The 12997-nt window shown below is 73.3% G+C and carries 13 protein-coding genes; 8 read left to right on the top strand and 5 right to left on the bottom strand.

Annotation, left to right across the window (positions count from 1 at the left end; genetic code table 11):
- The first annotated feature begins 252 nt into the window (after nt 1–252).
- Nucleotides 253–915, top strand: coding sequence for a M15 family metallopeptidase (locus tag AC07DI_RS27805; protein ID WP_478906717.1), 663 nt, complete (start codon nt 253–255; stop codon nt 913–915).
- Here the strand turns inward: AC07DI_RS27805 and AC07DI_RS27810 are convergent, their stop codons facing one another.
- Nucleotides 916–1611, bottom strand: coding sequence for a type 1 glutamine amidotransferase domain-containing protein (locus AC07DI_RS27810; protein WP_384253092.1), 696 nt, complete (start codon nt 1609–1611; stop codon nt 916–918).
- Between the two features lie 83 nt (nt 1612–1694).
- A complete protein-coding gene (locus AC07DI_RS27815; RefSeq protein WP_384253089.1) occupies nt 1695–2273 on the bottom strand; it encodes a TetR/AcrR family transcriptional regulator in 579 nt (192 codons plus the stop codon).
- 243 nt (nt 2274–2516) lie between these two features.
- Between AC07DI_RS27815 and AC07DI_RS27820 the strand changes: the two genes are divergently transcribed.
- Genes AC07DI_RS27820 through AC07DI_RS27835 form a run of 4 tightly spaced genes read left to right on the top strand, consistent with a single transcriptional unit; the run spans nt 2517 to nt 7348 of the window.
- Nucleotides 2517–3059, top strand: coding sequence for a (2Fe-2S)-binding protein (locus tag AC07DI_RS27820; protein ID WP_384253086.1), 543 nt, complete (start codon nt 2517–2519; stop codon nt 3057–3059).
- Complete coding sequence (locus AC07DI_RS27825) at nt 3056–4048, top strand: FAD binding domain-containing protein (protein WP_478906720.1); 993 nt, start codon at nt 3056–3058, stop codon at nt 4046–4048. The genes AC07DI_RS27820 and AC07DI_RS27825 overlap by 4 nt, the downstream gene beginning before the upstream one ends.
- Nucleotides 4045–6183: a xanthine dehydrogenase family protein molybdopterin-binding subunit gene (locus tag AC07DI_RS27830; protein WP_478906722.1), complete on the top strand. Its 2139-nt coding sequence runs from the start codon at nt 4045–4047 to the stop codon at nt 6181–6183. The genes AC07DI_RS27825 and AC07DI_RS27830 overlap by 4 nt, the downstream gene beginning before the upstream one ends.
- Nucleotides 6176–7348, top strand: a complete 1173-nt coding sequence (locus tag AC07DI_RS27835; protein ID WP_478906724.1) for an XdhC family protein — start codon at nt 6176–6178, stop codon at nt 7346–7348. Before AC07DI_RS27830 ends, AC07DI_RS27835 begins: the two co-directional genes overlap by 8 nt.
- A 75-nt stretch (nt 7349–7423) precedes the next feature.
- Here the strand turns inward: AC07DI_RS27835 and AC07DI_RS27840 are convergent, their stop codons facing one another.
- Entirely contained in the window at nt 7424–8146 is a 723-nt protein-coding gene (locus AC07DI_RS27840; protein ID WP_384253074.1) for a dienelactone hydrolase family protein, read from the bottom strand.
- Between the two features lie 233 nt (nt 8147–8379).
- Here AC07DI_RS27840 and AC07DI_RS27845 point away from each other — a divergent pair, with 233 nt between their 5' ends.
- Nucleotides 8380–8754 carry a VOC family protein gene (locus tag AC07DI_RS27845; protein WP_478906726.1) on the top strand — a complete coding sequence of 125 codons (375 nt, stop codon included), beginning with the start codon at nt 8380–8382 and terminating at the stop codon, nt 8752–8754.
- Nucleotides 8755–8792: 38 nt separating this feature from the next.
- On the opposite strand, the gene AC07DI_RS27850 is transcribed toward AC07DI_RS27845, so the two are convergent.
- On the bottom strand, nt 8793–9263 hold the full coding sequence (locus tag AC07DI_RS27850) for a GNAT family N-acetyltransferase (RefSeq protein ID WP_478906728.1): 471 nt from the start codon (nt 9261–9263) through the stop codon (nt 8793–8795).
- A gap of 185 nt (nt 9264–9448) precedes the next feature.
- Between AC07DI_RS27850 and AC07DI_RS27855 the strand changes: the two genes are divergently transcribed.
- Complete coding sequence (locus AC07DI_RS27855) at nt 9449–10345, top strand: MEDS domain-containing protein (protein ID WP_478906730.1); 897 nt, start codon at nt 9449–9451, stop codon at nt 10343–10345.
- On the top strand, nt 10342–11322 hold the full coding sequence (locus AC07DI_RS27860; protein WP_478906732.1) for an anti-sigma factor RsbA family regulatory protein: 981 nt from the start codon (nt 10342–10344) through the stop codon (nt 11320–11322). Before AC07DI_RS27855 ends, AC07DI_RS27860 begins: the two co-directional genes overlap by 4 nt.
- 76 nt (nt 11323–11398) lie before the next feature.
- Here AC07DI_RS27860 and AC07DI_RS27865 read toward each other — a convergent pair whose 3' ends face one another.
- Nucleotides 11399–12949 (bottom strand): FAD-dependent oxidoreductase, encoded by a 1551-nt coding sequence (locus tag AC07DI_RS27865; protein ID WP_478906734.1) that lies wholly within the window; start codon nt 12947–12949, stop codon nt 11399–11401.
- Nucleotides 12950–12997 lie beyond the last annotated feature (48 nt).

A 12997-nucleotide genomic window follows, 5' to 3' on the forward strand; every position in this document is an offset into this window, starting at 1 on the left:
TGCAGAGGAATTGCAGCGACCCGCGGCAGGCTCTACGTGTCGGCGGCGCAGAGGCCGGCAGCGACAGCGGATCTAACGGGGGAGAGGCCACTGTCGCGTGCGGCCCATACGACCGAGCAGTCGGGCGTATGGGCCGTCTGTCGCGTGGCGCCACCGCACGGCCGGGGGACTTCCGGGGGCGGGCTGCAGCCCGCCCCCGGACGTGTGTCCCCCTTCGCTGCCAGGAAGACGTCCGTCCCGAAGGGCCCGAGCATGCCGCCGATCATCCTCATGAGCGACCCCCGGGTCGTCGACATCCCCGTCGACGACTGCGGCGAAGGCCTCGTCGACCTGCGCCACCTGCCCTTCGTGGATGTCGACGGCCGCCTCGCCGACCCGGCCGGTGCCTACGCCCAGCTGCGCGAAGGCGTCGTCTGGCGGCTGGCCCGCGCCGCGCGGCTGCTGCCCGAAGGCCTGCGCCTGCTGGTCACCGAGGGCTACCGGCCGCTCGACCTGCAGATCAAGTACTTCGAGGAGTACGCCGCCGAACTCAGACGGAGCCACCCGCACTGGGCGGAAGGCCACCTCCACCGCCAGACGAGCCGCTCCCTCTCGCCGCCCGAGGTCGCCCCGCACGTCGCGGGCGCCGCCGTCGACGTCACCCTGTGCACCACGAGCGGCACCGAACTGGACCTGGGCACACCGGTGAACGCCGGTCCTGAGGAGAGCGACGGCGCCTGCTACACCGACACCGACCGCATCTGCGCCGAGGCCCGCCGCAACCGCCGCACCCTCACCGCGGCCCTGGCCACGGCGGGTCTCGTCAACTACCCGACCGAGTGGTGGCACTGGTCCTACGGCGACCGCTACTGGGCCCTCGCGACGAGCAGCCCCCGCGCCCACTACGGCGCGGTGGCCTTCGGCGCCCAGCGGTGATCAGTCCAGCTTCTTGAGCAGTTCGGCGGCGAGCGGGGCGGAGGACGCCGGGTTCTGGCCGGTGACCAGGTTGCGGTCGACGATCACGTGCGGGGCCCACGGCTCGCCCTCCCGGAAGTCGGCGCCGCCCCGCACCAGGCGGTCCTGGAGCAGCCACTCGGCGCGGTCGGCGAAGCCCGCCTGGGCCTCCTCGGCATTGGTGAAGCCCGTCAGGCGGTACCCCGCGAAGGCCGGGGTGCCGTCGGCCTTCGCGGCCGCCAGGAGCGCGGCCGGGGCGTGGCAGACGATGCCGAGCGGCTTGCCCGTCTCCAGGGCGCGGGTGAGCAGGCGGCCGGAGTCGGCGTCGACGGCGAGGTCCTCCATGGGGCCGTGGCCGCCGGGGTAGAAGACGGCGGCGTAGTCGTCGAGGTCCACCTCCGCGATCTTGACGGGTCCCTGGAGCTCGGTGAACGCGGCGAGCGAGGCCTCCACCCTGTCGGCGCCCTCCTGGCCACCGTTGACCTCGGGCGCGAGGGAGCCGCGGTCGACCGTGGGGACGACACCGCCGGGAGTGGCGACGACGATCTCGTGGCCCGCGGCCTTGAACGCCTCGTACGGGGCGACGGCCTCCTCGGCCCAGAAGCCGGTCGGGTGGCGGGTTCCGTCGGCCAGCGTCCAGTGGTCGGCGCCGGTCACCACGAACAGGATCTTCGACATGGGTACTCTCCGGAACGGGTCGGATCGTGTGCAGCGATCTTTCGACCGTAGACCGATCGGGCGGCGGTTTCCAACCTCCGCGCTCAGCGTCCGGGCGCGCCGGCCCGCAGCCCGTCCATGACGAGGTCCATGAGGCGGCCGGCCCGGGACTCCCAGTCGCTGCGCGGGTCGATCTGCCAGAGGCCGGCGATGGCGAGCAGGAAGTCGTCGGGGGTGACTCCCGGCCGGATGGTGCCGGCCTCCTCGTTCGCCCGCAGCAGGTGCGCGACGGCCTCGGTCAGTGGGCCGGGACCCACTCCGGCCAGGCTGCCGAGCGCGCTGGTGGCCTTGCGTATGGCGTCGGCCAGACCGGCCTTGGCCATCCCGAACCGGACGAGCCGGTCCATCCACTCCCGCAGCGCCCGGTCGGGGGGCCGGCTCGCCAGCAACTGGCAGGCGGCGTCGCAGACGTGCTGGACCTCGTAGCGGTACACCTCGAGGACGAGCGTCTCGCGGTTGGGGAAGTTGCGGTAGAACGTGCCCTGGCCTACGCCCGCCTTCTTCGCGATCACGCTGAGCGGCGCGTCGCTCGCCCGCGTCAGCTCCTCCAGGGCCACCTCGAGGATCCGCTCGCGGTTGCGTTGCGCGTCCGAGCGCAAGGGCTGGTTCTTGTGCTGCCCCATGGGCTCTCCTTCCCCTTCCGCGCACCACGGCCCGGTTGAGCCTTGCTGAGCGGACAACTGTCCGCTAGGTTCAACCACTAGCGGACATCTGTCCGCTTGAGGTCACCATAGCGGCAGCCGCGGCCGCCGGGGGCCCCTGCCGTCGAAGCGGCGGGGCGCCCCCGTCCCAGTTCAGCGCCACCCTCTCCCGAACTCCCCGCCGGGACCGCCTCGTTCGACGCGATTCGCGAAAGAAGGCTGCTCATGGCTCCATCGACGTCCAGTGCCGTCACCCTGAACATCAACGGTGAGAAGCACACACTGTCCGTCGACCACCGCACCACGCTGCTCGACGCACTGCGTGAGCGGCTCGATCTGACCGGCACCAAGAAGGGCTGTGACCAAGGCCAGTGCGGGGCCTGCACAGTGCTGATCGACGGCCGACGCGCCGTCTCCTGTCTGCAGCTCGCGGTCGCCGCCGAGGGACGTGAGATCACCACGATCGAGGGCGTCGCGGACGGCGACCGGCTGCACCCCGTGCAGCAGGCCTTCCTCGACCTCGACGGTTTCCAGTGCGGCTACTGCACGCCGGGGCAGATCTGTTCCGCCCTCGGCGCACTCCAGGAGCACGCCGACGGCTGGCCCAGCGCCGCCACCACCGACGTACGGCCCGAGGCGGGCGTGCCCGAGCTCACCGCCGAGGAGATCCGCGAGCGGATGAGCGGCAACCTGTGCCGCTGCGGCGCGTACGTGTCGATCGTGCAGGCCGTCGCGAAGGCGGCGCGCGCCGAGGAGGAAGCGGTATGAGGGACTTCGGCTATCAGCGGGTGTACGACGTGCCGGGCGCGGTGGCCGTGCTCGGCGCCGACCCCGAGGCCCGCTACCTCGGCGGTGGCACCAACCTCGTCGACCTGATGAAGAGCGGCGTGGAGCGGCCCGCGCTCCTCGTCGACGTACGCGAACTGCCCCTGGACCGGATCGAGACGACCGCCGACGGCGGGCTGCGCATCGGCGCGACCGTCACCAACAGCGACCTCGCCGCCCACCCCGAGGTGCGCCGCCGTTACCCGGCGCTCTCCCAGGCGGTCCTCGCGGGCGCCTCCGGCCAGCTGCGCAACATGGCGACGGTCGGCGGCAACCTCCTGCAGCGCACCCGCTGCGGCTACTTCACCGACCTGGCGAGGCCCTGCAACAAGCGCGAGCCCGGCACCGGCTGCTCCGCCGTCGAGGGCGAGCACCACAACCACGCGATCCTCGGCGCCACCGAGCACTGCGTGGCGATCCACCCCTCCGACATGGGGGTGGCCCTGGCCGCCTTCGACGCCGTCATCCACTACGAGACGGCGGACGGCCCCGGCGAACTGCCGATCGCCGAGTTCTACCTGCCCGTGGGCGACACCCCGCACCTGGAGACCGCGCTGCCGTCCGGCGCGCTGATCACCGGTGTGAGCCTGCCGCCCGCCCCCGTCGCGGCGCTCTCCCGCTACCGCAAGGTGCGTGAGCGCGCCTCCTACGCCTTCGCCATCGGCTCGATCGCGGCGGCCCTCGACGTACACGACTCAGTCGTACGGGACGTACGCATCGGCATCGGCGCGGTCGCCTCGCGGCCGTGGCGGGCCCGGGCCGCCGAGCAGGCGCTGACCGGCGGCCCGGCGAGCGCCGCAGCCTTCGCCGCCGCGGCCGACGCCGAACTGGCGGGCGCCCGCGCGCTGCCCGGCAACGGCTACAAGGTGACGCTGATCCGCAACCTCGTCGTGGCCCTGCTGACCGAACTCACCGAGGAGGCCACCCGATGACCACGACCACCGCAACCACCGCGGTGACGGGCGCCGTCGGCACCGCGCACTCCCGCGTCGAGGGCCGCGAGAAGGTCACCGGCGCCGCCCGCTACGCCGGCGAGATCCCCTTCGCCGACCTCGCCCACGGCTGGCTCGTGCTGTCCACGATCGCCCGCGGCCGGGTCCGCTCGGTCGACGACGCCCCCGTCCTCGCGATGTCCGGCGTCCTCGCCGTGCTGCACCACGGGAACGCGCCGCGCGTCGACGCGGACTACGTGGGCCTGCTGGGAAAGCCCGACCCGCTCATCGGACTCTTCCAGCACGACCGGGTTCCCTTCGTGGGCTGGCCGGTGGCGCTGGTCGTCGCCGAGACGTCCGAGCAGGCCAGAGCGGCCGCCGACGCGCTGGTGGTCCAGTACGACCAGGAACCGCACGACGTCGACTTCTCCGCGGGACGTCCGGGCACGTACACACCGGACGGCGACGGTATGCGTACGGAGAAGGGCGACCTGGAGGCCCAGCTCGCCGCGTCCGCCCACCTGGTGGACGCCGAGTACACCACGCCCGAGGAACACCACGCGTCGATGGAGCCGCACGCGGCGATGGCGCGCTGGGAGGGCGGGCGCCTGGAAGTGGCCGACTCCAACCAGGGCAGCACCTGGGTCGCCGACGAGCTGTCGAAGCTGTTCTCCCTCGACCCCGCCTCGGTGCGGGTGCGGTCCGAGCACGTCGGTGGGGCCTTCGGGTCCAAGGGGCTGCGGGCCCACCAGGTCGCCGCCGCCATGGCGGCGACCGCGCTCGACCGGCCGGTCCGCGTCGTCATGACCCGCCGGCAGATGTTCTCGCTCGTCGGCTACCGCAGCCCCACCGCGCAGCGCGTCCGGCTCGGTGCCGACCCGGACGGCCGGCTGCGCGCCTTCGACCACCAAGGGCAGAGCCTGTCGTCCACCGTCCACGAGTTCGTCGAGACGAGTGCCGGCTTCGCCCGCCCGATGTACGGGGCCGACGCGCACCACACCGTCAACCGCGTCGTACGCCTCGACGTGCCGACCCCGACCTATGTGCGGGCCCCGGGCGAGGCGCCCGGCTCCTTCGCGGTGGAGTCCGCGCTCGACGAACTCGCCGAGAAGTGCGGCATGGACCCCATCGCGCTGCGGGTCCGCAACGAACCCGAGACGGGCCCCGTCTCCGGCCTGCCGTTCAGCAGCCGCAACCTGACGGCGTGCTACGAGGAGGGCGCCCGCAGGTTCGGCTGGGCGGACCGCGACCCGCGGCCGGGGCTGCGCCGCGAAGGGCGCTGGCTGCTCGGCACCGGCATGGCCGCCGCCACGTTCCCGGTGCTCGTCGCCCCGAGCACGGCCGCGGTGACGGCGGAGGCCGACGGCACCTTCACCGTGCGCATCACCGCGGCGGACGTCGGCACCGGCGCACGGACCGCCCTCACCCTGATCGCCGCGGACGCCCTGGAAGTGCCGCCGGAGCGCGTGCACGTGCGGATCGCGGACAGCGACTTCGGTCCCGCGATGATCGCGGGCGGCTCCATGGGCACCCGCTCCTGGGGCTGGGCGATCAACCTCGCGGCCCGCGAGCTGCGGGAGAAGCTGGTCCCCGGCGGGGAGATCCCGGCAGAGGGCATCACCGCGCGCTCAGACACCAGCGAGGCCATCGGCGCGCTCACCCAGAAGGAGCGGCACTCCTTCGGCGCGCAGTTCGCCGAGGTAGCCGTGGACGTCACCAGCGGCGAGGTACGGGTGCGGCGCATGCTCGGCATCTTCGCCGCGGGCCGGATCGTCAACCCGCTGACCGCCCGCAGCCAGCTGATCGGCGGCATGACCTGGGGCCTGTCGATGGCGCTGCACGAGGAGGCGGTCAGGGACGCCGCGTCGGGCGGGCTCGTCGGCCCCGACCTCGCGGGCTACCACGTCGCCACCCACGCCGACGTGCCGCACATCGAGGCGGACTGGGTGGCCGACCCGGACGACGACGACCCGGTCGGCATCAAGGGCATCGGGGAGATCGGCATCGTGGGCGCAGCGGCGGCCGTCGCCAACGCGGTCTGGCACGCGACGGGTGTGCGCCACCGCTCCCTGCCCATCCGCCCCGACCGCGTCCTGCGGCCGCTGACCGGGCCCGGGGACGACACCCGTGCTTGACATCGCCGCCGACCTGGACCGGTGGATCAGGGAGGGCCGGGACTTCGCCGTCGCGACCGTCGTGAGCGTCGGCGGCAGCGCACCGCGCGGTCCCGGCGCCGCCATGGCCGTCGACGGCGGCGGCACCGTCATCGGCTCGGTCTCCGGCGGCTGCGTGGAAGCGGCGGTCTACGACCTGTGCGTCCAGGCCCTCCAGGACGGCGAAGCCACCGTCGAGCGGTTCGGCTACAGCGACGAGGATGCCTTCGCCGTCGGGCTGACCTGCGGCGGAACCATCGAGGTCCTGGTCGCCCCGGTGGCCGCGGACGCACCGGACAGGGCGGTGTTCGCCGCCGCCCTTTCCACCGCCGCCCGCGGCGGGGCGACGGCCCTGGCCCGAGTCTTCAGGGGCCCGGCCGAACTGCTCGGCAGGCCGCTCCTGGTGGCCCCCGCAGGATCGGACGGGGAGCGGCGGAGCGGAACGTACGAAGGGACGCTGGGCGGCCACCCGGAGCTGGACCGCACCGCGGTGGGGGAGAGCCGCGCCCTGCTGGCGGCCGGCCGCACCGGGGAGTTCGTCGTCTCCGAGAGCGGCGCGCACTGCGGAAGCGAGGTGACGGTCCTCGTCGAGTCGAGCGTGCCGCCGCCCCGCATGATCGTCTTCGGTGCCGTCGACTTCGCGGCGGCCCTGGTCCGCGCGGGCAAGTTCCTCGGCTACCACGTGACGGTCTGCGACGCCCGCCCCGTCTTCGCCACCCGGGCCCGCTTCGCGGAGGCCGACGAGGTCGTGGTCGAGTGGCCGCACCGCTATCTCAGCGAGACGGAGACGGACGGCCGCACCGTCCTGTGCGTCCTCACCCACGACGCCAAGTTCGACGTGCCGCTGCTCGCGGCGGCGCTGCGGCTGCCCGTCGCGTTCGTCGGCGCGATGGGATCGCGCCGCACGCACGAGGACCGCAACCGCAGGCTGCGCGAGGAAGGCATCACCGAGGACGAACTGGCCCGGCTGCGCTCGCCGATCGGCCTCGACCTCGGGGCCCGCACGCCCGAGGAGACCGCCCTGTCCATCGCGGCGGAGATCGTCGCGACGCGCCAGGGCGGCACAGGCCACCCGTTGACCGGGGCACGGACGCCGATCCACCACGACAGGCCCGGCAACGCGTCGCGGGCCAGAGCGGTGGCCTGACGGTGCCCCGGCCCTGAAGTGGGGCCGGGACACCGCCTACCGCCTACCGTCCGCCGCCGGTGGGCCGGTCCGGTCTCACTTCAGGTGCCGGTCCAGGAACCGGCACCCGTCCTCCAGCTCGAACTCCGGGGTGCCGGTGTGGCCGCCCAGATTGGCGTGCAGCGTCTTCTGCTCGCTGCCGAAGGCGTCGAACAGGTCCAGGGCCCGCTGCCGGGGGTTCCCCTCGTCGTCCCACTGCAGCAGGAACAGCAGCGGAATGGTGACCTGGCGGGCCTCCTCGCGCTGGGCAAGGGGAACGTACCCTCCGGCGAAGAAGCCCGCCGCCGCGATGCGCGGCTCTGTGACCGCCAGGCGGATGCCGAGGGCGGTCCACCCTCCGGAGTACCCGACCGGCCCGCTGATCCCGGGCAGTTCGAGCAGGGCGTCCAGAGTGGTCCGCCATTCCGGGACCGCGTTCTCGACCAGCGGGCCGATCAGGGACTCGAAGATCTCGTCGACCGGCTCGCCGGCCCGCATCGCCCGCCGGAGGTCCGCACGGGCTTGCTCGGCGGCGGGGGAACGCGGACGGTCACCGCACCCGGCGGCGTCGATGGTGGCCACCGCGTACCCGCGCGCCGCCGTGTACCTGGCCCTGGCCACCAGTCGGGGCTCCGCCTTGGGCAGACCGTTGTTGTGGGCCATCAGGACCAGCGGGGCAGGTGCGCGTCCGGGCGTCCACAGGGTGCCGGGGATCTCGCCGAGGGTGAATTCGCGCTCTACGACGCCGTCGTCGAGGCGCTTTTCGGAAGTGAAGTGCATGGTCGTGCCTTTCGGGAGTGCTCACAGCGGCGCTCCCGGACGACCTGCCGTCCGACCGTGACCCCGGAGGGGAGCACCCATGTCGATTCTGCGTTCACGGGTACCACCTCCTCGTTGTCTCGCACGGCCTGGGAAAAAGTAGCAGTGGCCGCCGCGGCCCGCCAACGGGTTTTCGCGAAGGCCCGGACCGGAGCGATACGAGCGCCGGCCGCACGTCCCTGAAAGGAACAGTCATGCAGATCAACGCCCTCATCCTCGACGCCAAGGACCCCGAGCGGCTCGCCGCGTTCTGGTCCGAGCTGCTCGGCAGGCCGATCGTCGGCCGCACCGGACCGTACGTATGGCTCCGCCGTGAGAACGGCCTCGGCATGGGGATCCAGCGGAACGACGCGCCCGATCCCGGCAAGAACCGCATGCACTTCGACCTCGAATCGCCCGATCCCGCCGCCGAGCAACGGCGGGTGGAGACGCTCGGCGGACGCAGGCTTCAGGGGTACGACGACGGCGGGTTCCTGGTGATGGCCGACCCCGAGGGCAACGAGTTCTGCATCATCCCCGAGGGGCCCTTCGAACTCGACGGCGAAGGGCGTGCGGACTACCTCGGCTGACACCTGACAGGGGGCGCGGAGCGTACGGCGTCGGCCGCTCAGACCAGCTCCAGCGCCCCCACCGTCTGACCCCCGCTGGTCTCCCCGGTCGGCCGGAAGCCGAGCGCCAGGTAGAAGCCCTCCGGGCCGTCGCTCCCCGGATGCCAGGTGGTCGTCAGGCGCGTGCCGCCCCGGCGCCGGATCTCGGTGGCCACGGACTCCACCGCGAAGCGCCCGCAGCCCCGCCCCTGCTTCTCGGCCGCGACGTTGAGGCGCCAGAGACCGGAGCGGAAGTCCGTGCCCTGGCCGGTCCCGCTCCACTCGATGTCGAAGAAGGCCATGAGGAAGCCGACGACCTCGTCCCCGTCACAGATGAGCCGGGGCCACGCGACACCGGGATGGACGTACGCCTCGGCCAGCGACTTCACCACCGGTGCCACCAAATGTTCCTGGTCGGGGCGGACCCGCAGGCCGATCGCGGACTCGAAGTTTCCGGGAGTGATTTCCCGCAGACACAGTGACGTAGACATGCCCGCAGCCTACGAAGCGCCGCAAATGGTTTTCCGCCGACCGAAAACCGCCGTGCTCCTCCCCGCACCGGCCTGTCGCCGCTCCCCAACTCCGTTCCGCAGGGCCCCGCGTATGCGTACCGTGTAATCGTCCAGCCACAACGGGTAGCGATGCGGCGGACGTTGTGCGGAGGGGGTACGTGAGGATGGACGCGGCGCCTGCCCTGCGGGCCGTGGGGCAGATGCGGCCGGGGGATCATCTCTTCCTCGGCTACCACACGGACGAGGAACGCGCGGCGGTGCTCGGCGCGTTCCTCGTGGACGGCCTGGCCTGCGGCCAGCGTGGACTGCTCCTGACGTCGGAAGGGGCGTCCTCAAAAGCTCTGCTCGGGGCTCTGCGGCGCGAGGGGTGCGACGTGGCGGGCGCACTGGCCGCGGGCAGACTGAAGGCGCGCTCCCGGCCGGACGCCGCCGGGGGAGGAGCGCGGGGCGTCGCAGAACTGGTGCGCCACGAGACACGGGAGGCATTGGCCGACGGCTTCCTGGGGCTGCGGATCGCCTGCGAGGTGACGCCGGACCCCGGCGCGGGCCGGACCGAGGGGATCCGCGAGACCGAGCGGCTGCTCGACTCGGTCTTCGCGACGCTGCCCGCGCTCGGCCTGTGCCTGTACGACCACCGCCTCGTCGACCCCGGCCAACTGGCCGCGCTCGACGCCCTGCACCACGGCCAAGCGGTCGCCGACGACGTCTGGCAGGACGAACTGCTCCGCATCACAAGGACGTTCACGCCCCCGGGCCTCGCCCTGTGCGGCGAGATCGACGACAGCAACGTCACCGCGGTGGCCCGCGCCCTGCGCGCCGAGACCGAGCGCGCCACCGAGCGGCCGGACGACCCGCACCGCACCCGGCTCGACCTCCGCGGCCTCACCTTCATCGACGTGTGCGCGCTACGGCTGCTGGTCTTCACCGGGTTCGGCCTGTACGCGATGGGCGGCGCCCTGGTCCTGGACGGCGTCGCCCCGCATGTGCGCAGGATCATGCGGGTCACCGGCTGGGACCGCGTCCCCGGCCTGGACATGGGAAAGGGACGCGAGGATTCATGACACGCACCGGCTTCGTCCACCAGGCGCTGTGCTACGCCTCGGACGACGAGTTCCTGTCCGGCACGGTCGGCTTCGTCCGGGACGGTCTCACGGCGGGCGACGCGGTGCTCGCCGTCGTCGGCCGGGACAACATCACGCTGCTGCGGGACGCGCTCGGCAGGGCCGCAGGGGAGGTCGACTTCGTCGACGCCCTGGACTGGTACCACTTCCCGTCGCGCACCCTGGGCCGGTACAACGACTACTGCGCGGACCACGACGAGGGCGGCGCCCGGCGTGTCCGCGTCATCGGCGAGCCGGTCTGGACGGGGCGCACGGCCGTCGAGACCAGGGAGTGGCAGCGGTACGAGTCGCTGATCAACGTGGCGTTCGCGGACTCGGACCACTGGATCGTGTGCCCCTACGACGCCCGCGCCCTCCCCGACGACGTGCTCACCGCTGCCCGCCGCACTCACCCCGAGGTGGCATCCGGCCCCGGTGGCCCGGTCACCGAGGGCGCGTACACGGACCCGGCCGACTTCTACGCCGCGTGCGACGAACTCGCGCGCGCCGCACCCGGCGTGGCCGAACCGTCCGGACCGGCCCGAGCGGTCCCCTTCGCCCGGGGCGAGTCGGTGGCGGTCCGGCTGGCCGTCGCCGAGTACGCCCGGCGCTGCCGGGTCGCCGAGGACCGCGCCCGCGACATGGTCGCCGCCGTGCACGAGGCCGTGGTGAACGCCGTCCGCTTCGGTGGCGGCCGGGGCGTGCTGCGGCTGTGGTGCGACTCCGACTGGATCGTCTGCGAGGTGACCGACGCCGGGAGCGGGCGGCCCGCCGTTCCGGCGCCGGACGCGGCCTACCTGGGGCACCTCCCGCCCGATCCGCGCGCCGCGAGGGGCCATGGCCTGTGGGCCGCACGCCAGTTGAGCGACCTGCTCACCGAACGGCTGGGCGCGGAAGGCACGGTGGTACGGATGCACTTCCGGCGCCGAGAGCACTGACCGGCAACATGTGCACCGCCGCCACACCGCTCGCGCCGCGCCGCCGCGGTGCCGGAGACTTCGCGCGGCAGGATCCTCATGACCCGGGCAGCTCCCTGGGCTCCAGCGGACGGGTCGCCGGGCCCTGCAGAACCGAGCCGTCGGTGGCGAAGCGGGAGCCGTGGCAGGGGCACTCCCACGTCGTCTCCGCCTCGTTGAAGGCGACCAGGCAGCCCAGGTGGGTGCAGCGTGCGGAGACGGCATGCAGCGCGCCGCTCTCGTCCCTGTGCACCGCGCAGCGGCGCCCCTCGACGCGCACCACCGCACCGGACCCCGTGGGGATCTCGTCGACGGAGTCGACATGGGTGGTGCGGAGCCGGTCACCGATGAAGTGCTTCGCGACGTCGGCCTGCTGACGGAGCAGCGCGGGGGCCTCCCGCACGGTGCTCCACAGCCGGCGCGGGTCGTACAGCTCCGTCCAGGGGGACGTCTCCCCGCCGATCAGCCGGGTGAGCAGCTGCCCGGCCAGCACCCCGCCGCTCATGCCCCAGCCGCCGAACCCGGTCGCCACATAGGTGTGCCGGGCGCCGGGGTGGAAGGCGCCGATCATCGGCACGCCGTCGGTGACGTCGTTGTCCTGCGCCGCCCACCGGTAGGCCGTCTCCCCGACCTCGAAGCGCTCACGCATCCAGGCGTCGAGGGCGGTGAAACCGGCGGCGGCGTCGCCCGTCCCCGGGGTGAAGCTGTCGCCCGTGACGATGAGGAGCCGCCCGCCGTCGCCACCGTAGGGCGCGGTGCGCACCGAGCGCTTCCCCTCGTCCTGCGTGATGTACATGCCGCCCGGGTCGCCGCCCGCGGCCAGGGGCGCGGCGACGACGAGTTCACGCCGGGGGGAGAGGCGGGCGAACAGCAGGGCACGGTCGAAGACCGGGTAATGCGTGGCGACGACGACGGACCGTGCGGTGACCGTGCGCCCTGACTCGGTGGTCACCGTGCAGGGTGAGCCCTCGTGCAGGCCGGTCACCCGGGTCCGCTCGTGGATGACGCCGCCGCGTGCGCAGAGGTCGTCGGCGAGCGCGAGCAGGTAGGCGCGGGGATGGAACTGCGCCTGGTCCTCCACGCGCACCGCGCCCGCCACGGGGAAGGGCAAGCCGGTCTCGTCCGTGTACACGGCGGGCAGGCCCGCCTCCCTGGCCGCGGCGGCCTCGGCCCGCAACTGGCCGGTCTCGGAGGCCCGGACGGTGTAGGTGTAGGCGGGCGCGCGCTCAAGGTCGCAGTCGATGCCGAGCTCGGCGCAGACCGCCGCCACGTGCTCCACCGCCTGCTGCTGGGACTCGGCGTAGAGCCGGGCCACCTCGGGGCCGCGGGTGCGGCGCAGCCGCTCGTACACGAGGGAGTGCAGCGCGGTCACCTTGGCGGTGGTGTGGCCGGTGACGCCGGCGGCGATCCGGTCGGCCTCCAGGACGGCGACCGACCGGCCGCCGCGGGCCAGCTCCCACGCCGTGCTGAGCCCCGCGACGCCGCCGCCCACCACGGCGACGTCGACCTCGATGTCGTCGGTCAGGGGCGGGTGGGCCGACGCCGCGGCGGTCTCCATCCAGTACGACTCGGGGCGGCCCGGCAGCGGTCCGGGCTTCTGTGCGCTCATGCGTGCTCCGTGACGGTGGACATGACGGTCTCCATGGTCTTGGCATGG

This window comes from Streptomyces sp. NPDC044106, assembly GCF_056433985.1.